17 protein-coding genes and 1 pseudogene are annotated in these 19,895 nt (G+C 60.0%); 9 read left to right on the top strand and 9 right to left on the bottom strand.

The features are described 5' to 3' along the window. The first annotated feature begins 50 nt into the window (after positions 1-50). Positions 51-1,373: pseudogene (locus ACEUKI_RS00450) on the top strand (amidohydrolase family protein). Positions 1,374-1,549: 176 nt separating this feature from the next. Here ACEUKI_RS00450 and ACEUKI_RS00445 read toward each other — a convergent pair. Beyond that, positions 1,550-4,195, bottom strand: coding sequence for an AAA family ATPase (locus ACEUKI_RS00445; RefSeq protein ID WP_374156336.1), 2,646 nt, complete (start codon positions 4,193-4,195; stop codon positions 1,550-1,552). Between the two features lie 150 nt (positions 4,196-4,345). Here ACEUKI_RS00445 and ACEUKI_RS00440 point away from each other — a divergent pair, with 150 nt between their 5' ends. Beyond that, positions 4,346-5,311: a universal stress protein gene (locus ACEUKI_RS00440; RefSeq protein WP_080786058.1), complete on the top strand. Its 966-nt coding sequence runs from the start codon at positions 4,346-4,348 to the stop codon at positions 5,309-5,311. Between the two features lie 174 nt (positions 5,312-5,485). On the opposite strand, the gene ACEUKI_RS00435 is transcribed toward ACEUKI_RS00440, so the two are convergent. The 5 genes from ACEUKI_RS00435 to ACEUKI_RS00415 all read right to left on the bottom strand — a co-directional run bounded on the left by ACEUKI_RS00435 (position 5,486) and on the right by ACEUKI_RS00415 (position 10,546). After that, positions 5,486-6,673 carry a DUF3027 domain-containing protein gene (locus ACEUKI_RS00435; RefSeq protein WP_080786057.1) on the bottom strand — a complete coding sequence of 396 codons (1,188 nt, stop codon included), beginning with the start codon at positions 6,671-6,673 and terminating at the stop codon, positions 5,486-5,488. A gap of 8 nt (positions 6,674-6,681) precedes the next feature. Further along, complete coding sequence (locus ACEUKI_RS00430) at positions 6,682-7,071, bottom strand: cold-shock protein (RefSeq protein ID WP_029679648.1); 390 nt, start codon at positions 7,069-7,071, stop codon at positions 6,682-6,684. Positions 7,072-7,140: 69 nt separating this feature from the next. Continuing rightward, a complete protein-coding gene (locus tag ACEUKI_RS00425; protein ID WP_374156335.1) occupies positions 7,141-9,132 on the bottom strand; it encodes an ATP-binding protein in 1,992 nt (663 codons plus the stop codon). Positions 9,133-9,162: 30 nt separating this feature from the next. Then, positions 9,163-9,894 carry a response regulator transcription factor gene (locus ACEUKI_RS00420; protein WP_007053191.1) on the bottom strand — a complete coding sequence of 244 codons (732 nt, stop codon included), beginning with the start codon at positions 9,892-9,894 and terminating at the stop codon, positions 9,163-9,165. Further along, positions 9,887-10,546 carry a TPM domain-containing protein gene (locus ACEUKI_RS00415; RefSeq protein WP_374156351.1) on the bottom strand — a complete coding sequence of 220 codons (660 nt, stop codon included), beginning with the start codon at positions 10,544-10,546 and terminating at the stop codon, positions 9,887-9,889. Before ACEUKI_RS00415 ends, ACEUKI_RS00420 begins: the two co-directional genes overlap by 8 nt. Positions 10,547-10,761: 215 nt before the next feature. On the opposite strand from ACEUKI_RS00415, the gene ACEUKI_RS00410 reads away from it, so the two are divergent. After that, complete coding sequence (locus tag ACEUKI_RS00410) at positions 10,762-11,052, top strand: WXG100 family type VII secretion target (protein ID WP_007053189.1); 291 nt, start codon at positions 10,762-10,764, stop codon at positions 11,050-11,052. A 188-nt stretch (positions 11,053-11,240) separates the two neighbouring features. On the opposite strand, the gene groL is transcribed toward ACEUKI_RS00410, so the two are convergent. The 3 genes from groL to ACEUKI_RS00395 form a co-directional block, all read right to left on the bottom strand. Further along, complete coding sequence (groL, locus tag ACEUKI_RS00405; RefSeq protein ID WP_077385810.1) at positions 11,241-12,866, bottom strand: chaperonin GroEL; 1,626 nt, start codon at positions 12,864-12,866, stop codon at positions 11,241-11,243. A gap of 237 nt (positions 12,867-13,103) precedes the next feature. After that, on the bottom strand, positions 13,104-13,343 hold the full coding sequence (locus ACEUKI_RS00400; protein ID WP_007053186.1) for a cold-shock protein: 240 nt from the start codon (positions 13,341-13,343) through the stop codon (positions 13,104-13,106). A 229-nt stretch (positions 13,344-13,572) separates the two neighbouring features. Next, complete coding sequence (locus tag ACEUKI_RS00395; protein WP_080786054.1) at positions 13,573-14,256, bottom strand: LytR C-terminal domain-containing protein; 684 nt, start codon at positions 14,254-14,256, stop codon at positions 13,573-13,575. Positions 14,257-14,371: 115 nt separating this feature from the next. Here ACEUKI_RS00395 and ACEUKI_RS00390 point away from each other — a divergent pair, with 115 nt between their 5' ends. The 6 genes from ACEUKI_RS00390 to ACEUKI_RS00365 all read left to right on the top strand — a co-directional run bounded on the left by ACEUKI_RS00390 (position 14,372) and on the right by ACEUKI_RS00365 (position 19,850). After that, positions 14,372-15,064, top strand: a complete 693-nt coding sequence (locus tag ACEUKI_RS00390; protein ID WP_080786053.1) for a uracil-DNA glycosylase — start codon at positions 14,372-14,374, stop codon at positions 15,062-15,064. A 125-nt stretch (positions 15,065-15,189) separates the two neighbouring features. Further along, entirely contained in the window at positions 15,190-16,269 is a 1,080-nt protein-coding gene (locus ACEUKI_RS00385) for a MoxR family ATPase (RefSeq protein WP_007053968.1), read from the top strand. Continuing rightward, a complete protein-coding gene (locus ACEUKI_RS00380; RefSeq protein ID WP_179133627.1) occupies positions 16,266-17,216 on the top strand; it encodes a DUF58 domain-containing protein in 951 nt (316 codons plus the stop codon). The genes ACEUKI_RS00385 and ACEUKI_RS00380 overlap by 4 nt, the downstream gene beginning before the upstream one ends. Positions 17,217-17,224: 8 nt before the next feature. Then, complete coding sequence (locus tag ACEUKI_RS00375) at positions 17,225-17,767, top strand: hypothetical protein (RefSeq protein WP_115770260.1); 543 nt, start codon at positions 17,225-17,227, stop codon at positions 17,765-17,767. Further along, the gene (locus ACEUKI_RS00370) at positions 17,764-18,822 is read left to right on the top strand and encodes a VWA domain-containing protein (RefSeq protein WP_144169655.1); all 1,059 of its coding nucleotides are present in this window, start codon (positions 17,764-17,766) and stop codon (positions 18,820-18,822) included. Before ACEUKI_RS00375 ends, ACEUKI_RS00370 begins: the two co-directional genes overlap by 4 nt. Then, positions 18,819-19,850 carry a VWA domain-containing protein gene (locus tag ACEUKI_RS00365; protein WP_374156334.1) on the top strand — a complete coding sequence of 344 codons (1,032 nt, stop codon included), beginning with the start codon at positions 18,819-18,821 and terminating at the stop codon, positions 19,848-19,850. The genes ACEUKI_RS00370 and ACEUKI_RS00365 overlap by 4 nt, the downstream gene beginning before the upstream one ends. The last annotated feature ends 45 nt before the right edge of the window (positions 19,851-19,895 follow it).

Below are 19,895 nucleotides of genomic sequence, written 5' to 3'. Positions count from 1 at the left end.
GCAGTCGGTTCACGTAACCGTTCGGCAACACACCAGTTGAAGGAGCGACGATGACTACCACACTGTTCACCAACGCACATATCGCCACCGGAGAACCCGGCAGCACGGCTGCAAGCACCCTGCCATTGCAGGACATTCTCGTCACGGATGGCGTGTTCACCGCATTCGGCCCCGGACTCGCGCAACAATATGAGGCTCAGGGTGGTGATCTGGCGGCCATTGAGGTGGTCGATCTGGGCGGCAAACTTGTCTACCCACCGTTCTGCGATACGCATCTGCACCTTGATTACGTATTCACGGCCCGCAAGCCCGGCGCGGTGAATGAAAGCGGAACCTTGTTTGAGGGCATCCAGTGATGGAGTGAGACCAAGTCCGACTTGACGGTCGACGAGATCAAGCAGCGCGCGAAAATCGGCATTAAGAAAGAAATGCTGCATGGCGTGCAGCTCATTCGCTCCCATGCCGATGTGACCGACCCGAACCTGACCTCGTTAAAGGCGCTGCTGGAGCTTAAGGAGGAATTGAAGGATACGGTCACTCTCCAGATCGTCAGCTTCCCGCAGGAGGGCATGTACTCCTACGAGGGCCCGCATGGCGAATCGGGGGCCGAGCTGGTGGAGGAAGGACTCAAGATGGGTGCCGACTGCGTGGGCGGCATCCCCCATTTCGAACAGTGCCGTGAGTTTGGCGAGCATTCCATGCACACGGTAGTTGAGTTGGCTTCGAAATACGACAAGCTCATCGACGTGCATTGCGATGAGACGGATGATCCGAATTCCCGTTACGTGGAGCTGCTTTCGGCGTTGGCATATAAGGCTGGCATTGGCCCGAAGGTCACCGCCAGCCACACCTGCTCGCTGGGATCGGCGGACAACGCCTACTTCTTCCACCTGACCAAGCTGCTTAAGGCGGCGCATATCAACTTCGCCTGCGCCCCCACCGAGAACCTGTATTTGCAGGGCCGTCAGGATACCTTCCCCAAGCGCCGTGGCATCACGCGAGTCAAGGAGCTCACTGAGGCGGGTGTCAATGTGTCATTGGGCCAGGATTCAATGCAGGACCCGTGGTACCCGCTGGGCAATGGCAATATGATGCTCATTCTTGATTATGTGCTGCATTTGGCACAGATGATGAGCTTTGAAGAAATCGACGATGCGTTGAAGTTCCTGACCGTCAACGGTGCCACTACGTTGGGCCTGCGCGATATGTACGGCTTGGAAACGGGCAAGCCAGCAAACTTCATTGTGCTGGACGCCGATAGCGTGTTCAACGCCGTGTATGAGCGCTGCTCGGTATTTCGTTCGGTGCGCGCCGGCCGCACGCTGTTTACCCGCGAGGAGACCATCGACACCGGACTCGCCCTGCTGCAATAATCCGACACAAACAGTAGCTCCCCTTGACAGGGGAGCTGTCGCCAGAGTCAACTGAGGGGTAGACCACAAACGTGCACATCATGTGTGCGTGGGTCTACCCCTCAGTCAGCTTCGCTGACAGCTCCCCTGTCAAGGGGAGCTTTGCTGGTATGCGCTAGCTACGCTATCGAAACGGACTACTCCTGCGGAGCGTCACCGGAATCGGCGGGAGCGGATTCGGCCGGTTCAGTGGCCGGAGTGGCGTCGGCTGGAGTCTCGGCATCGGTGGCGGCACCGTCTTCGGACGAAGTCTCGGCATCGGTGGCGGCACCGTCTTCGGCGGGCTTATCGGCGGCGGTCGGCTCCTCGAACTCCTCACCCTTGAAGGTGAATTCGCCGAGGATACCCTCGCCTTCCGCATCCACAATCACGCGCTGACCGTCTTCGAGATCGCCCATCAGAATCTTCTCGGAGATGGCGTCCTCGATGTCGCGCTGAATCACGCGGCGCAGCGGACGGGCACCGAGCAGCGGGTCGAAGCCCTTCTGCGCGAGCAGGTCCTTGGCGGCGTCGGTGAGTTCGAGCGACATATGACGGTCGAACAGGCGGTCGTTGAGCTGCTTGACGTCCAGATCCACGATCTGGCGCACCTGCGGCTCGGTGAGCTGCTTGAAGACGATGATGTCGTCCAGACGGTTCAGGAACTCCGGGCGGAACTGCTGCTTCAATTCGGAGCTGACCTGGTCCTTCATGCGCTGGTAGCTGGACTCGTTGTTGGCACCCAGGTTGAAGCCCGTGTTGGCGGCCTTGGCGATGTCTCGCGTACCGAGGTTGGTGGTCAGGATGATGATGGTGTTCTTAAAGTCCACCTTGCGGCCTTGGCCGTCGGTCAGGTGGCCGTCATCGAGCACCTGCAGCAACGTGTTGAAGATGTCCGGATGAGCCTTTTCGATCTCGTCGAACAGCACCACGGAGAACGGCTTGCGGCGCACCTTTTCGGTGAGCTCGCCGCCCTCCTCGTAGCCGACGTATCCCGGAGGCGCACCGAAGAGTCGCGAAGCCGCGTACTTCTCGGAGAACTCGGACATATCCACGCGAATCAGCGCGTCCTCATCGTCGAACAGGAATTCGGCGAGCGTCTTGGCCAGCTCGGTCTTGCCGACGCCGGTGGGGCCGGCGAAGATGAACGAACCGGACGGGCGCTTCGGGTCCTTCAGACCCACGCGAGTACGGCGGATAGAGCGGGACAGGGCGGAAACCGCCTCGTCCTGGCCGATGATGCGCTTGTGTAGCTCGGCTTCCATGTTGAGCAGTTTCTTGGACTCGGCCTGAGTCAGCTTGAACACCGGGATACCGGTGGTGGAGCTGATGACCTCGGCGATCACGTCCTCGTCCACGACCATCTTGACGTCGGACTCGCCTTCGCGCCAGGAGTCTTCCTTCTGCTTGCGATCGGCTTCCAGCTTCTCCTGCTTGTCGCGCAGTTCGGCGGCCTTCTCGAAGTCCTGGCCCTTGATGGCTTCGTCCTTGTCGGCGGCGATCTTGATGATCTTCTCGTCGAGTTCCTTGAGCTCAGGCGGGGCGGTCAGGCGCTTGATGCGCAGGCGCGCACCGGCCTCATCGATCAGGTCGATGGCCTTGTCAGGCAGGTTACGGTCCTGGATGTACCGGCTGGACAGCTCTGCGGCGGACTGCAGCGCGCCATCGGTGATGGTCACGTGGTGGTGGTTCTCGTAACGGGAACGCAGGCCCTTCAGGATCTCGATGGTCTCGGCGATGGTCGGCTCGTGCACCTGAATCGGCTGGAAACGGCGTTCCAGAGCAGCGTCCTTCTCGATGTACTTTCGGTACTCGTCGGTGGTGGTGGCACCAATGGTCTGGAGCTCGCCACGGGCCAGCATCGGCTTCAACATGTCGGAGGCACCCAGCGCGCCGTCAGCCGAGCCGGCGCCCACGATGGTGTGAATCTCGTCGATGAACAGCACGATGTCGCCACGAGTCTTGATTTCCTTCAGCACCTTCTTCAGGCGCTCCTCGAAATCACCACGGTAGCGGGAGCCGGCCACCATGGAACCGAGGTCCAGCGAGTAGACCTGCTTGCCCTTCAGGGTTTCCGGCACGTCGCCGGCTTGGATCTTCTGGGCCAAGCCTTCGACCACGGCGGTCTTGCCCACGCCGGGCTCGCCGATCAGCACCGGGTTGTTCTTGGTGCGGCGGGAGAGCACGACCATGACGCGCTCAATCTCGTTGGTGCGCCCGATGACCGGGTCCAGCTTGCCTTCGGCGGCTTCGGCGGTCAGGTTACGGCCGAACTGGTCGAGGATGGCGGAACCGGACTTGTTCTGCTTGTCCGTCACGCCGCCGGCGTTGGCCAAGTCGCCCTTGCCGTCACCGGTGCCGGTGCCGGAGTTGCCGCGAATCATATCGATGGTCGCGCTACGCAACTCGCCCAGATCGACGTCCATCTTGATGAGCACCTGGGTACCCACGCCTTCGCCTTCGCGAATCAGGCCGAGCAGGATGTGCTCGGTGCCGATGTAGCTGTGGCCCAGCTGCAGGGCTTCACGCAGCGAAAACTCCAACACCTGCTTGGCGTGCGGAGTAAAAGGGATGTGCCCGTTCGGAGCCGCGTTGCCCTTGCCGATCATTTCTTCAACCTGCTTGCGGGTGGCATCCAGCTCCACGCCCTTCGAGGCGAGTGCCTTGGCGGCTACACCCTCACCTTCGCGGATCAGACCGAGCAGCAGGTGTTCGGTGCCGATGTAGTTGTGCTGAAGGGCCCTCGCCTCTTCCTGCGCCAACACGATCACGCGCCGTGCACGGTCGGTAAACCGTTCGAACATGCTTGTCCTTCCTCAATTGACATTCCGTCTTACTCTACCGATTCACGATGACGTTTATTCATGAGATTCCACGAATTGCGCCGTGAGAGGAGAAGAAAACGATATGCTGGTTCTTAGATTCACCCGTAGTCGATTACAAGGAGGCTCGAAATGAGTGAAGCTGCAACCAAGCTCGACATCGTTGTCGGTGTGGATGGTTCCGATGAATCCTTTGCCGCGCTGAAGTGGGCGCTTGAGGAGGCTTCGTTAACCGGTCAGAGCGTCAACGCCGTGTTTGGCTGGACGCATTCCTGGGATATGGGGTCCGAACCGGACAGCGACGAGGCCTGGGTCAAGGTCCGCCACGACATCGCCAACGAGCTGCGTGTGTGGGTCGACAAGGTCGCTGCAGGCATCGACTTCGATCCGGCGAATCTGAAGCTCACCTCGGTGAAGGCCTCCGGCACTTCGGCCCTGCTGCAGATCGGCCATGATTCGCAGCAGATCGTGGTCGGCCGCCGCTCGCTGAGCCGTATGGCCCGCTGGTTCATGGGGTCCCTGTCCGCTTCGCTGGCCGAGGCCGCCGAAGTGCCGGTGACCGTGGTGCGCATCGCCGGCAGCGAGGATGAGACCGTGACCGACGCCATCGCCAATGCCCTGACGCCAGGAGACCAGCCGGTCCACTACGCGCAGCCTCAGCCGGTGGTCGAGGAGGCTCGCCGCCCGGTGGTGGTCGGTGTGGATGGCTCCGAAACGTCCCGCCGTGCGTTCGATTTCGCACTGGAAGAGGCGCAATTGCACAACGCGCCGTTGCACGTCATGTTCTGCTGGCAACTCAAGGATTTGGGCGTTATTCCGGGCTATGAGAACGCCGTGGCACCGGTGAAGGTCGGTCAGCGCCGCGCCGAGGAGATTCTCGCCGGGCTGATGGCCAAGGCCGAGATTCCCGATGGCGTCAAGGTCAGCACAAACGCCTTCCATATTCCCGCGTCCAAGGGGCTGATTGCGGCATCTCGGTACGCCAGCCATCTGGTGGTCGGCTCGCGTGGCCTGTCCGGGCTGGACGCGCACTTCCTGGGATCGGTGTCCCGTCAGATCGTGAACTTCGCCGAATGCACGGTGACTGTGGTGCACTGATTCACCGAAATCGGCATGGAGTGCTAACGCACGTCTCGGTGATGGGCTTGCAGGGAGGAATTCTTTATTCCTGCAACCCCATCACCATCTACTTTTTAGGAAACATCTTCGCTGAGACCTATAAGTTGATCCGAGAGTACATTCTGTTGTTGGGGAGCAGGATTGGCGTTTATTTTATTCCTCGTCCGTCCTGTTCTGGCGCAGCTGCTCAATGAGATCGATGACGGTTTCGAGTTCAGGAGTCACATCGTCTGAAGGACGAACGTTATCCTCTTCGTCGTCCATCTCATCATCCTCATCATCATCGGCAACGGTGTTGTTGAGGATATCCTCTTCGGTGGCCTCGTCGTCAGCATCAGACTTGGACTCGTCGCTGGAATCAGCTGCATCAACATCCACAACGGAATCGGATGCGTTCTGTGCAACGGACTCATCACCGGCAGACTGGGATTGCGAGGTCCCGTCGCCTGCCGCCTCCTCAGCGGGCTCAGTATCGACGGCGTTCCCGTCAACAGTCTTCTGTGCTTCGATATCATCACCGGCAGGCTCGCCTGTCTTGTCGGTTTCGCCTCCGGCCTCGTCCTGGGCAGCCGGCTCCTGCTTGCGCGGACGGTTGTCCACCACGTCGATATGCAGATCGTCGAAAGCAGGCTTGGACTGCACCCACAGCTGGCTTGGCTCGGGAGGTTCGATTTCGGAATGCTCACCGCAGCCGTGGTCCAAGGAAACCACGCGGCCGTCATCCGGACTCCACTTGTTGGCGCACACGCCGAACATACGGTCGAGCTCGCCCGCGAGCGGCACGAAGAAACCACAGGTGGAGCACAGGTTGCCTTCGGCGGTTTTGGTGCTCAATGCTTTGGGGCCTCGCGGACCTTCATACCAGCGCTTGGCAGCCTGCGCGCGGCCCAGCGAGGTCAGCACGTGACGGCGGGTCAGTCGGAAGGTCTCGACGGCATCGTTGACATCCTGCAGCGAGGATTCCTCGACTTCGCCTTCCTCGATGCGCTCGTCATCCGGATCGGTACCGATCGAATCGGTGGGAGCCAGATCCGTGGGCTCAAGGCGATCTTTCCAAGGAATCCACTTGGGCGGCATCAACGCGCCCTCAGTGGGGATCAAGGAGGATTCGTTGACGGTCCAGGAGTCGATCTCCTCGTCGTGATACAGCGTCACCGACCATTGCCATCCTTCGTAGCCACGGATATTCGCGGCGAAGCGGAAGTCAGTGACGTGATCCTCAAGATCATATGAGGTAACGAAATCCCCCACCTGATCGCTCTCGTCGGCCACTTCGAGCAGCACGGCGCGCGCGATGGCGTGAGGGTCCGGTATCACGATGGTTTCGGTGGTATCAGTCATAGATCAGATCAGTCCTGTACATCGAATTGATCCGCCACCGCACGCAGCAACGTGGCCAGCTTTTTGCTGTCGGCAGCAGATGGGTAACGGTGACGGCGCAACGTATTGCCGGCCGCATCAAGCATCTTGATGAGGTCCTCGCAGATGGCGGCCATGTCATCCGCCTTCGGGCGGGTGGCCTTGACCAAGCTGGGAGTGGAGGCGATCAGGCGAACATCCATGGCCTGCGGCCCACGACGGCCGTCCACCACGGAATACTCCACCTTGGCTCCCTTGCGCAACGTGGTGGCGCCAGTGGGTAGGGCCTGAGCCGGCAGGAACACGTCCTTGCCTTCCTCACTGGTGATGAAGCCATAACCCTTGGCTGCGTCAAACCAACGAACTCGACCGGTGGGCATTGCGAACCTTCCTTAATCCTCAATGGAAATAGTAAACCGAAGGTACAGTTTACCTCACAGGGCTTGACCTCACGCTTTGGGCTGAGTCGCCTGAGTCTTACGCTCAGAGCTGAACCAAGAAGTCTTCTGTTTGGCGTCCTTGGTTTTGCCGGTGGGCCGCTTGGGCTCAGGAGCGGCGATCTGCTCAATCGGCAGCACTACGGTGAAGGTCAGTCCTCCCCCATCGGTGCCGGTGGCGCAGATAAAGCCGTGATGTGCTTTGACCACGGATTGCGCGATGGCCATACCCAAACCGGTACCGCCCTTTTCGCGGGCACGGGACGGGTCCGCGGTGTAGAAGCGTTCGAAAATCTTCGAGCGTGATTCAGGCGGCACGCCGGGGCCATGGTCCACGAAACGCAATACGGCGTATCGATAGCCGGTCTGCATCGAGGCACCTACTTCGGCGGCGTCGATGAACCGCCGCATTGACGTGTCGCTGGCGGGCATGCGAGCGAGCTGTCTTGGATCGATGGCGGCCGGCATCACACCGAGCGCGGCCTCGGCAGGCGAATCGGCAGGCGTGTAGCGGTGGATGTTGCCCACGATGTTGGTCACCACCTGGCGCAGTCGAGAGGCGTCGCCGGGCAGCACGACCTCGGGCCAATCGCCTTCGGCAAGGTTGAATTCGGCGGGATGGTTCAAATCGCGCGCCGGTTCGAGGGAAATCTGCATGCGGCGAACGGCACGGTCCGGGTCGAGCGCATGCAAATCGTCGACGGCGTCGGTGACCAGCGACGAGAGTTTCACCGTGCCGGTCACATCGATGCCGCGCCCCTCATCGAGACGGGCCAAAGACAGCAGATCCTCAACAAGAACCGTCATGCGCTGGCTGGACCGTTCGATATGTTCGATGGACTCGTCCGCACGCTCCAAGGCACCAGGCATATCGCGCTGCATCTTATACAGCTCCGCATAGCCATGGATGGCGGCCAACGGGGTGCGCAGCTCATGGCTGGCGTCGGAGACGAACCGTTTCATCTTGTCGGTGGTCTCCTCCTGCTCATGGAAGCTGGATTCTATTCGGGTGAGCATGGAGTTCAGCGAGGCGGCCAGGGAGCCGACCTCGGTGTTTTCCGGGGCGGAAGGAATACGTTGGCTCAGGTCGCCGGCTGCAATTTTCGCGGCGGTCTTCTCGATGCGCTTCAGCGGCGTCATCGTGTGCTGGATGATCAGCGTGGACAGGGAGCCGCCGAGCAGCACCACGGCGATGCCGACCACAATGCAGTATCGGGTGAGTGTGTTGACGGTGTCGATTTGGTCGGCCAGCGACAAGCCGATGTACACCACGGCCCGGTCCTTGCCGTTTTGCTGGAAGGTCACCGGCAGAATACGCCATGGTGCCCTCGCGGTGACGATGGCGGCATGGTTGGTATTGGCAGTGGGGTTGGCCAGTACCTTGGTGATGGTGTCAGAGGAATTGGAGTTTCCGTTGGCCGGATCGTTCTGGCTGTCCGCACTGTCGGACTGCACCGTGATGATCTGCTTGGCCACTGCCTGCGTAGTGAATGCCTGGCCGAGCGTGATGCCATTGGTATCGCCATAGGTAGGCAGAATCGGCACCGATACGATACCGTCCTGCATCTGCGGCATCAGCAGGGTCACGACCAAAGGATTGCCCTCTTTGTCTTTGGTGCCGTCGGTGTATTGAATCTGCAGAAAGTACGAGTTCGGCCCCGATGAGTCATTTTTTGACAGCAGATCGATATTGTTGACCACCAGCTGGCTTTGCGAGCTTAACTGGGTGTCGGTTTTCTGCAGCATATAGTTGTTCACCAACGCGCGGATGGAGAAGGAAATCACCGACACGCCGATGAGCAGCACGGCGATGGTGCAGGCCATCAGCTTGCTGCTCAACGAGATACGGTCAATATGCCGCATCAGTATGTTTTTCTTACGCTCTCGCTGCTCTTGGAAATGGGCGGCGAACGGCGGCATTGCAGGCATGGGATTCGTGTTCGGGGCGGCGTTCGGCGTGCTGCTCGGCGGTACGCCGCCTGACTGCTTATCGGGGATACTCATGAGATTGCGATGCGTTATGGATGGAGGCGATTAGTTCTTCGGTTCGCGAATCATGTATCCGATGCCGCGCTTGGTTTCGATCAGCGGAGTCACCTTGCGCTTGCCGCCTTCGCCGTCGTCGACCTCGATGCCGTCGACTTTCTTGCGCAGGTAGGAGATGTACGATTCGACGATGGCTGCGTCGCCGCCCCAGTCGTATTGCCAGACATGGTCGAGAATCTGTGCCTTGGACAGTACTCGGCCCTCGTTGTCCATCAGGTAGCGCAGCAGCTTGTATTCGGTAGGGCTCAGGTCAACCGGCTGCCCTGCACGGGTCACGTCGTGGGAGTCCTCGTTGATTTCCAAGTCGGCGACGCGAATAATCGGGTCGTCTTCCACCTGTTCGCGGGTACGGCGCAGAATGGCGCGGATGCGAGCCACGACTTCCTCGAGGCTGAACGGCTTGGTGACGTAATCGTCACCGCCGACGGTCAGGCCCATGATCTTGTCTTGGGTGTCGTCACGAGCGGTGAGAAACAGCACGGGGGCGTTAATGCCTTCCTGGCGGATGCGACGGGTGACGGTGAATCCATCGATGTCAGGCAGCATGACGTCCAACACGATGAGATCAGGCTGCACTTTTTCGATAACCTCAATGGCTTCGGAACCGGAAGCGGCGGTGTTTACCTCGAATCCGGCGAAGTGCAGGGAAGCGACCAGCAGTTCTCGGATGGACGGCTCGTCGTCGACAACAACAATCGATGCTTCAATGGGCTTACTCATGTTTCCTAGAGTGTCGCGCTCTTCTGGGCGTTTCCTGAATGTCATCTTGGAGTTCGGCCTTGGAATCCTTCTTGATCTCCTTGCGCCGACGAATCACCACCATGACCACGATGATGATGACCAGCGCCACCAACACCACACCCATGATGATGATGCCTGCGGTCACCGTGGACGATGAGGTGGAGGCTTTTTTGGATTTCACGATTTGATCCATCATTGCCGTTGCCGCGCCAGACCAGCTCGGCGGGTCTTCCAGTAACGGCTGTTGTGCGGCTTCGGATAGCTTACCGACGTTATCGAGAAGCCACTTATCGGAGTTCTTGGACACGACGACCACCAGGTTGCCGTCATTCGAGGCCACGGCAAGCATCACTGTGTTCGGCTTGGGATTCATGGACTCCATCACGGTTGCCGCCCAGTCTCCCGGTTCCTGTTGACTATTGAAACTGGAAAGATACAGCAGATGCACGTGTACACCGGTTTCCTTCTCGGTTTTGGCGATGGCATCCGTGACTTCGGCCGCATGGGAGCCCAGGAGATTTTCCGTATCCGTGATGTTCTCGGTGATGGTCACGCCGCTGTCGGTGCTGCTGCTGGAGCTGTCAGAGCTGTCGCCCGAGTTATCCCCATAGGCATTTGCGGTTATCCACATTGCATTCATCGCTACTGCAACAAGGGCGCAAATGGCGCAAACAAGCCATTTTCGGACCATATTCCCGGAGGCCGAATAGGACGGCTCCGAAGCTAGGACCACAATAGTTGTTTTTCCGTCTTCCCGATTCGCTGTTGACATATCCTCCACCTTAGCGGCCGGTATTGGCAATCGGCCGCCATACATACCATTAACTCTCTAGAAAAGGAGCGACGATGCCCCAATATCAGGTAGATTCCGAGCGAATCCAATCATCCTCGGCCGCAGTGGCCACTTCGATCTCGCAAATCAGGCAGGCCGTGGGCGGCATGTACACCAATCTCAATGCCTTGCAGGACGCATGGCGAGGTTCGGCGGCCACCCAGTTCACCGCGGTAGCCGAACAGTGGCGTGCGGCCCAACAGCAGATGGAGGCCTCACTCGAGTCCATCCAACGCTCGCTGACGCAAGCCTCCACCGTGTACGCTGACGCCGAAATCCAAGCTTCGCGCCTGTTCGCCAGCTAGTTTCTTGGCTCTCCTCCCTGAGGGGAAGCTGGATCGCGAAGCGAAACTGAGGGAGTATCCCTACACCGCAGCTCCCCTCAGTCTCGCTGCGTTCGACAGCTCCCCTCAAAGAGGGGAGCCAGAATACAAGAAAGGGGACTCCCGAAGGAGTCCCCTTTCAGCTCAATCAGCTAGCGATCGTTTGCGGATCAGTAGCCCATGTCGGCACCGGCGGCCGGGGCAGCAGACTTCGGCTCCGGCTTGTTGGCAACGACGGCCTCGGTGGTCAGGAACAGACCAGCGATGGAGGCGGCGTTCTGCAGAGCGGAGCGGGTCACCTTGACCGGGTCGGTCACACCGGCGGCCAGCAGGTCTTCGTAGGTGTCGGTGGCGGCGTTGAAGCCTTCGCCATCAGGCAGGGAGCGGACGGTGTTGATGACCACGTCACCGGACACGCCGGCGTTCTCGGCGATCTGCTTGATCGGGGCCTCGATGGCACGGAACACGATGGCGGCACCGGTAGCCTCTTCGCCGGTCAGGGAGGTGACGGCCTCGGCCTTCTCGGCCTTGGCAGCAGCCTGAACGAGGGCCACGCCACCGCCGGGCAGCAGGCCTTCCTCGATGGCGGCCTTGGCGTTACGCACGGCATCTTCGATGCGGTGCTTGCGCTCCTTGGCCTCAACCTCGGTGGCAGCGCCGACCTTGATGACAGCCACGCCGCCAGCCAGCTTGGCCAGACGCTCCTGCAGCTTCTCACGGTCGTAATCGGAGTCGGTGTTCTCGATCTCAGCGCGGATCTGGGCCACGCGAGCATCGATGTCTTCCTTGGAGCCAGCGCCCTGAACGATGGTGGTCTCGTCCTTGGAGACGATGACCTTCTTGGCGTGGCCGAGCACGGAGGTGTCGACGGACTCGAGCTTCAGGCCCAGTTCGTCGGAGACAACCTGAGCACCGGTCAGGATGGCCATATCCTGCAGCATGGCCTTGCGACGGTCGCCAAAGCCCGGGGCCTTGACGGCGCAGGACTTGAAGGTGCCACGGATGTTGTTCAGGATCAGGGTCGGCAATGCTTCGCCGTCGACGTCCTCAGCGATGATCAGCAGCGGCTTGCCGGTCTTCATGACCAGCTCGGCCACGTGCACGATGTCCTGCTGGGAGGAGACCTTGCCGGAGGTCAGCAGAATGTACGGATCTTCGAGCACTGCGGTCTGGTCGTCAGCGTTGGTGACGAAGTACGGGGCGATGTAGCCCTTGTCGAAACGCATGCCCTCGGTGAAGTCGAGGTCCAGGCCGAAGCGGTTGTTGTCTTCAACGGTCACAACGCCGTCCTGGCCGACCTTGTCCAGAGCCTCAGCGATCTTCTCGCCGACCTCAGGGTCAGCGGCGGAGATGGTGGCGGTAGCAGCGATCTGGTCCTTGGTCTCGACGTCCTTGGCGGCAGCGACGAGTTCCTTGACGATGACCTCGGTGGCCTTCTCGATGCCGCGACGCAGGGCGATCGGGTTAGAGCCGGCGACCACGTTCTTCAGACCCTCGTGAACCAGGGACTGAGCAAGCACGGTTGCAGTGGTGGTGCCGTCACCGGCGACGTCGTCGGTCTTCTTGGCGACTTCCTTGACCAGCTCGGCGCCGATGCGCTCGTACGGGTCTTCAAGGTCGATTTCCTTGGCGATGGACACGCCATCGTTGGTGATGGTCGGAGCGCCGTAGGTCTTGTCGAGCACGACGTTGCGGCCCTTCGGGCCCAGGGTGACCTTGACGGTGTTGGCGAGCTTGTCAAGGCCCTCCAGCATGCCCTGACGGGCTTCCTCATCATAAGAGATGATCTTTGCCATGGTTGCGTATTCCTCCAAATGGCTAGGTATACCGGTTATCACTCGCAAGCGTCGAGTCGTGACGACCAGCCGTCAGCTGCCGATTATCACTCTCGACCTCCGAGTGCTAACCCAGACATTAGCACTCGCGCCCGCCGAGTGCCAACATCATCGGCGGCGATTGCGCTTTGGGCATGAAAAAGCCCCAACCGTCGAAACGGTCAGGGCCTTCAATGCACATCCTTGCGTGCGTGTTGCTCACTCGGAGCGGGCTTCACCCGAAGACAGCTTGACAACATCCTTTGCCTGCGTGCCTTTGCCGGACGAAGCGGGCGTATACTCCACGCGATCGCCTTCGTACAGCATCTTGAACTTATTGGTGCTGCCGTCGTCCTTGATTTCCGCGTAGTGCACGAAAACGTCCTCGCCGCCGTCGTCCGGCTGGATAAACCCGAACCCCTTCTTGGCAAGGAAGAACTTCACGGTACCTTGTGCCATATCTGGTCTTTCCTTTGTTCCCTTAGGCGTCGCGACACAAAACCTATAGGGAACATAGAAAGAACCGCATCGCGCTCCCCCTACCTCGCGACTAGATGACGACTGTACAGTGACGAGGGAACAATCTCAACCGCAGTGGCACATTTTCGGTACGAATTATTCCATAGACGTGAGAACGCTCACAGTTTTCGATGTATTTCTCGCCGATATCAGGGGCGCATCAACAACGCTAGTTGAGCAACACCACCGTAATGGGAACGGCGAGTCCTTGCGCCTGCTCCACAGCCGAAATGCCAAGCGTGGTCGCCACATCCTCGGCGGTGGCCTTATCGGTCTCATTCTGATACCACACCACGGAAGAAGCCGGCAATGTGCCGCTCGGATTGGTCGCCTCGACACTGGTGTAACCGGCGGTCTGCAGCACATCGGCCTGCTGACCCGCATATCCTTGGATTCCTGTGGCGTTGACCACACGCACCTGCGTGGCCTTATTCACAGTCGCGGTGGCTTCGGACTGCTGAGACTGCTGATCGGAGTTTTGATTCTCATTCGAGGATGTCGTGTCACTGTCGGTATCGGACTTTGCCGAATCCGAAGTCGAGTCCTTGGACGAATCGGTCGAAGTGGACGAGGAATCATCCTTGGTGCTGTTCTTGGTCTCAGCCTTGCCGGGCGAATCGGACTTGGACGTGGTCGCCGTCTGGGACGATCCTCCTATTACATTCTTGTATTCCCCGGAAATCCATGCCCAGGCCCCGACACCGCACAGTGCGGCCACCAGAATAACGACGATGAACGGGCAGAGGCGGGCCATTACCGAACGAGCGCCACGGTGAACTCCCACCGGTCCCTTCGGAGGATTGTCGAAGGAATCCGGTTCATAGGATTCGTAGGTCATCGTGTCGCGTGCCATAATCGCCCTTTCTTCCTATCAAAACTACCCATGAGTGTAATCGGCAAACAACTCATCAGTCCACCACACCACGCCCCGTGCACCGGATATGCACGTTTGACTACAGTGGTGAGTCATGATCAAACCATTGAGCGAACTGGTAGAGCCGGGGTGGGCCCATGCCTTGGCCGACGTGGAGCCCACCATCCACCATATGGGCGATTTTCTTCGTGCGGAAAACGCCGCCGGGCGCCCGTGGCTGCCGGCAAGCCACAATATTCTGCGCGCGTTCACCATCCCGTTCGATTCCATCAAGGTGCTGATTGTCGGCCAGGACCCCTACCCGACCCCGGGTCACCCGGTGGGTTTGAGCTTCTGCGTGGCGCCGAATGTTCACCCGCTGCCGAAAAGCCTGGTCAATATTTATAAGGAATTGGTTGACGACCTTGGGGTGCCCATGCCCACCAACGGCGATCTGACACCGTGGACGGAACGTGGGGTGATGTTGCTCAACAGATGTCTGACTGTCGGCGTCGGGCGGCCGAATTCGCATCAGGGCAAAGGTTGGGAGGAAGTCACCGAGGCCGCGATTCGTGCGTTGAACGCGCGCACGGACGCCGACGGCAAGCCCAAGCCGCTGGTGGCGATTCTCTGGGGGCGTAATGCGCAAAGCCTCGAGCCATTGCTGACCAATGCCTTCATTATCAAATCGCCTCATCCGAGTCCGCTGTCCGCTTCCCGCGGATTCTTCGGCTCCAAACCATTCTCCAGAGCCAATCAAGCCCTAGTCACCATGGGTGCCGACCCGGTGGATTGGACGTTGGCGTAAAGCAAACACCAGAGGTGTTTGTAGCCAACGTGCGAGCCGACAGGCGAGCCAGAAAGCCGCGGGGCAACGCCCCGTCCCCAATTGCAGGGCCAATGCCGTCATTGTGAGTAGTTACAGTGGGGGGCATGACTTTGTTCCCCACGCAACCGAACATACCTTCGCCGACCACCGCCGCACGACCGGTCACCGTTCCCGCGCCCGGCGTGTCGGCTCCGCTGGGTGCCGATGACGCCAAACGCGCACGTATCCTGGCCGACGCCATTCGGGCGAGGTTCGCCCAGACACTGGTGGGTCAGGATAATCTACGCGAATCGCTTATCGTGACCTTGGTGGCCGGCGGGCATATTCTTATCGAATCCGTGCCGGGCTTGGCCAAGACCACGGCCGCCCAGACGCTCGCCACCTGCGTATCCGGCTCGTTCAAGCGCGTGCAGTGCACTCCTGATCTCATGCCATCCGATCTGGTGGGCACGCAGGTCTTCGATTTTGCGTCGCAGAAGTTCACCACGCAGATCGGCCCGATTCACGCCAATTTCGTACTGCTGGACGAGATCAACCGTTCGAATGCCAAAACCCAGTCCGCCATGCTTGAGGCCATGGCCGAGGGTGCCACGACCATCGGCGGGCAGCGTATCGCCTTGCCCAAGCCGTTCATGGTGATCGCCACCGAGAATCCGATCGAGGAGGAGGGCACGTTCAACCTGCCCGAAGCCCAGATGGATCGTTTCATGATGAAGGCCGTCATGACCTATCCTTCGCCCGACGAAGAGGCTCGGATGCTGGCCATGCTCACCCGCCGTGGCTCCGACATGATCGGTCCCGACACCATCACCGGCGAACGCATTTCCGTGTCCGACGTTGATTTTCTGCGCAAGGCGGCACGCCGCGTGCATGTTTCCGACGCGATCATGCGTTATGCGGTCGATATCACCGCCACGTCACGAGGTGCCGGCTCCCGCCCCATCAAGGGACTGTCATCCTTGGTGCGTTTGGGTGCCTCGCCGCGCGCCACCATCGCCTTGACCCGTATCGGCCAGGCGAAGGCGTTGCTGTCCGGGCGCGACTATGTGGTGCCCGAGGACCTCAAGGCGTTCGCTCATGAGGTGCTGCGCCACCGTATTATGCTGACGTTCGAGGCACTGGCCGATGGCGTGGTCAGCGATCAGATCGTCGACAAGATCGTCGAAACGGTTCCTGTTCCGTGAGTTCCGATTCCGTTCGCAAGAAAATCGAGGCCCTTGGCACTCAGCTGAGCCTGCCTACCGTAAGGAAGGCTTTGGGCGTGCTGGAGGGCGAACACGCATCCGGGCGTCGTGGCGGCAGCGGCGATGCGATGGATGTGCATGCCTATGAGCCAGGCGACGAATCCCGTCTTATCGATTGGAAGACCAGCGCCCGCCAAGGCCGCCCCATGGTGGTCGAGCGCGAGCGCCTGTCGACGTCACGGGTCTGGTTGCTGATGGACGTGGGCCTGGAGATGACTGGCGTATGCCCCTCCGGAGAACGCGCATGGCAGGTTGCCGCCAATGCGCTGCGTATGTTCGCCGTACTGTCGTTGCGCCGGTCGGACGATATTTCGCTGGTGTTCGGCGATGAGTCCAGCATCACCCGCGTGCCGTTCAACGGTGGGTTCGCGCAGTTCGAACGCACGCTGGACAAGGCGCTTGATCGTGATTGGAATCATCACCGTAATATCGACGCGCTGCTGGAATATGCGCGCCGTATCAAGGATCGCGAGGCATTGATCGTATTGGCCACCGATGAGCATGCGATGGAGGAGCGGCATATCACCACGATCCGTCGTATTACACGCACCCATCCGATGGTGCTGATCGATGTGGCGACGATGAATCCGTTCAAGGCCGTCTCATCCCGCCACGCTCCCACCGACGGCTTGAGTGCACGGCGTGTGCCGGCATTCCTGCGCAACGCCAAGGCAGCGGCCGAGGTCGATACTCATCGCGCGTATATGGCCGCGGCTTTGGAACAGGAGCTCACCCGTGCCGGTTCCCATATCATTCGAGCCGCATCCAGCGAATCCATGTTCGATCGTTTCGTCGCCTTGGTGTCCCGGGCATTGGCCCGCACCACACGCAATAGACTGGGCACTGCACCCGAACTGGTCGGACTGACTTTGGCTGGTGATCTATGATGCACAGCATGTTCCCCATCATCCCGCTCGCCACTGATCCCGGCGATCTCAGGCCCGTGGAATCGTTGGCCTTGACCACTCCCCTGGTGGTGGCCATCGTCGCATGCCTGTTGCTGGCGGTAGGCCTGATTGCGTTGATCATCATGCTGTCTCGCCCCGCACGCAAACCCCGGAACAACGACCGTGCGCGTGGCGCTCATAGCAATGCCAGCTCCAAGGCCGAGTGGCGTGCCCGCATCGACGATGTGGTGGCCTGCCATGAATCCGGAGCACTGCCCCGGCAGGAGGCTTTCGTCGAATTGGCCGTCATCGCCCGTGATTTCGCCGGTGCCGCATCAGGCAGGGAGCTCAGTTCCAGTACGCTGACCGATTTGGCGTACCTGAATCGCACGCCTGCGAATCGCCAAGGATTGGACGCATTGAAGCAGACCATTAGCGCGTTGTATCCACCGGAATTTGCCGATGACGCCCGCAACCGAATCGCCCAGACGACCAGCGTGCAGCAGGCCGCCGAGTGGGTGGCGAATCTGGTGGAAAGGTGGCGTTCATGATGCTGGCATGGCATTGGCCTTGGGCCGCTCTGGCCGGCGTCTTGGCGGCGCTGGCGATTATCGTGCTGATTGTCGTGTTCGCCCGCCGTAACGCCGCCGACGACACCCCTGTATTCTCGATGGACGACGATCTCAATACCGAGCACGCTTCCCGCCTGTTCCGTCAATGGCGCGCTTTGGGCCGTCTCGCCATCAGCGTGCTGGTGCTTGCGCTGGCGCTGGCCATTGTGCTGGTGGCTCGCCCCAGCCAAGTGGATGCCGGTGACGAACGCGCTTCCAGCCGAGATATCGTCCTGTGTCTGGATGTGTCGGGATCCACGCTCCCCTATGATCGCGAGGTCATCGACACTTATCTGGAACTGGTCAAGCATTTCGAGGGGGAACGTATCGGTTTGAGTATCTTCAACTCGACCTCACGCACGGTGTTCCCGCTGACCGACGACTACGAACTGGTCACCAAACAGTTGACCTCCGCCAGCAAGGCGCTGAAAGGCGTCGAGTCGCAGGATGACATCGATAAGATGTCCGATGCCGAATATCAGGACATCGCCAATTGGCTCGAAGGCACGCAGAACCGCAAGGACGCCACCTCCTTGATTGGCGACGGCGTGGTGTCTTGCGCGGCGATGCTCCCCGGTTTCGCTTATGGCGAAGCCAATCATGCGAATGCCGACCGTCAGCGTGCGGCATCCATCGTGCTGGCCACCGACAACGTCGTGTCGGGCAAGCCCACCTATTCGCTGACCGAAGCGTTGGACTTGACCCAGCAGACCAAAATCACCGTGGACGGCCTGTATTCCGGGCCGAAAGCCAGTGAATCGGACCAAACCACAACGGATATGAAGTCCGCGATCGAGTCGCATGGAGGCATCTTCCTCACCCAATCGAATGGCACGTCGATAGATGAGCTGGTACGGGATATTCAGTCGCGTAGGGATACGGATGTGGAGAACAAGGCGAAATCCTCAATGGTGGACGCTCCCGGTCTGTGGACGCTTGCTCTGGCCGTGATACTCATTATCTGGATCGTATGTGCATGGAGGTTGAGGCGATGAACGGATTCACCTTCTCCCCCGCCTTGGGCTGGGTCGCCGGCGGACTGCTGGCGGCCGGGCTCGCCGTACTGGCCATTCTCGAAATCGTATTGTTTGTTCGTCGCCGTGCTTCCAGTGACGAGACCGTGTGGGCTTGCATACGACGTACGCTTATGCTGCTCATCGTCGCGGTGATGGTACTGACTCCCAGCGTGGTATCGTCTACCACCTCACAGGCCATCAATGCCACCGACGTCATCGTGGCGGTGGATACCACCGGGTCGATGGCGGTGGCCGATGCCACATACGGGTCCGAGAAGACCATTACCCGCATCGATGCCGCACGTCAGGCCGTGCATGATGTGACCGCCGCTTATCCGGACGCCAGTTTCGCGGCGTTACGGTTCGGTGCTTCGGGAACGCTTGATGTGCCGCTGACCCCGGATGCGCCGGCCATCGATAATTGGGCCAACACGTTGGCGGTGGAAGCCACATCCGTGTCGGCGGGCTCCAGTCTGGATGCTCCGATCGATCAATTGCTGCTGACCGCGAAGTCGATTCGTGAAGCGCACCCGGATGATGCGATTGTGCTGTACCTCATCACTGACGGCGAACAGACCTCGAATGTGACGCGTCGTACGTTCTCGTCACTGCGCCAGTATCTCAATGATGGGTTTACCGTAGGCGTCGGCTCGACCGAGGGCGGCAAGATTCCCGTCATCGCCGATGGCGTCAGTGCCGGCGATTCCAACACCACGGACCACTGGGTGGTCGACCCGGATACCGGCGAACCCGGCATCTCCAAGATGGATGAGAAGAACCTTAAAGACATTGCCGACGAAATCAGCGGCACATATGTGGCCGTGAACGCTTCACAGACTTTGGCGGATGCGGTTTCGGCCAAGTCGTCGAAGCAGTGGCGCATGACCACCACGGTCAAGGAACGCACACGCACCACGCCGGCGGTATGGCCGTTGGCCATTGCGTTGGCGATATTGCTCGCCATGGAAGTCGGTGCATGGATCGCAACCTCAAGGAGACTGCTGTGAGAAACAGTAACGAAATCCACGAGAACGATGGCTCGGCGAATACTC

Origin of the sequence: Bifidobacterium sp. 2450 (assembly GCF_041900695.1) — a bacterium.
GTDB classification, from domain to species: Bacteria; Actinomycetota; Actinomycetes; order Actinomycetales; family Bifidobacteriaceae; genus Bifidobacterium; species Bifidobacterium longum.
This window is presented reverse-complemented; position numbering and strand designations above follow the sequence as displayed.

What these genes read in the sequence shown, in the direction of transcription:
- ACEUKI_RS00445 (WP_374156336.1), bottom strand. Translation starts at nt 4,195, where the DNA reads ATGTTCGAACGGTTTACCGACCGTGCACGGCGCGTGATCGTGTTGGCG.
- ACEUKI_RS00440 (WP_080786058.1), top strand. Translation starts at nt 4,346, where the DNA reads ATGAGTGAAGCTGCAACCAAGCTCGACATCGTTGTCGGTGTGGATGGT.
- ACEUKI_RS00435 (WP_080786057.1), bottom strand. Translation starts at nt 6,673, where the DNA reads ATGACTGATACCACCGAAACCATCGTGATACCGGACCCTCACGCCATC.
- ACEUKI_RS00430 (WP_029679648.1), bottom strand. Translation starts at nt 7,071, where the DNA reads ATGCCCACCGGTCGAGTTCGTTGGTTTGACGCAGCCAAGGGTTATGGC.
- ACEUKI_RS00425 (WP_374156335.1), bottom strand. Translation starts at nt 9,132, where the DNA reads ATGAGTATCCCCGATAAGCAGTCAGGCGGCGTACCGCCGAGCAGCACG.
- ACEUKI_RS00420 (WP_007053191.1), bottom strand. Translation starts at nt 9,894, where the DNA reads ATGAGTAAGCCCATTGAAGCATCGATTGTTGTTGTCGACGACGAGCCG.
- ACEUKI_RS00415 (WP_374156351.1), bottom strand. Translation starts at nt 10,546, where the DNA reads ATGTGGATAACCGCAAATGCCTATGGGGATAACTCGGGCGACAGCTCT.
- ACEUKI_RS00410 (WP_007053189.1), top strand. Translation starts at nt 10,762, where the DNA reads ATGCCCCAATATCAGGTAGATTCCGAGCGAATCCAATCATCCTCGGCC.
- groL (WP_077385810.1), bottom strand. Translation starts at nt 12,866, where the DNA reads ATGGCAAAGATCATCTCTTATGATGAGGAAGCCCGTCAGGGCATGCTG.
- ACEUKI_RS00400 (WP_007053186.1), bottom strand. Translation starts at nt 13,343, where the DNA reads ATGGCACAAGGTACCGTGAAGTTCTTCCTTGCCAAGAAGGGGTTCGGG.
- ACEUKI_RS00395 (WP_080786054.1), bottom strand. Translation starts at nt 14,256, where the DNA reads ATGGCACGCGACACGATGACCTACGAATCCTATGAACCGGATTCCTTC.
- ACEUKI_RS00390 (WP_080786053.1), top strand. Translation starts at nt 14,372, where the DNA reads ATGATCAAACCATTGAGCGAACTGGTAGAGCCGGGGTGGGCCCATGCC.
- ACEUKI_RS00385 (WP_007053968.1), top strand. Translation starts at nt 15,190, where the DNA reads ATGACTTTGTTCCCCACGCAACCGAACATACCTTCGCCGACCACCGCC.
- ACEUKI_RS00375 (WP_115770260.1), top strand. Translation starts at nt 17,225, where the DNA reads ATGTTCCCCATCATCCCGCTCGCCACTGATCCCGGCGATCTCAGGCCC.
- ACEUKI_RS00370 (WP_144169655.1), top strand. Translation starts at nt 17,764, where the DNA reads ATGATGCTGGCATGGCATTGGCCTTGGGCCGCTCTGGCCGGCGTCTTG.
- ACEUKI_RS00365 (WP_374156334.1), top strand. Translation starts at nt 18,819, where the DNA reads ATGAACGGATTCACCTTCTCCCCCGCCTTGGGCTGGGTCGCCGGCGGA.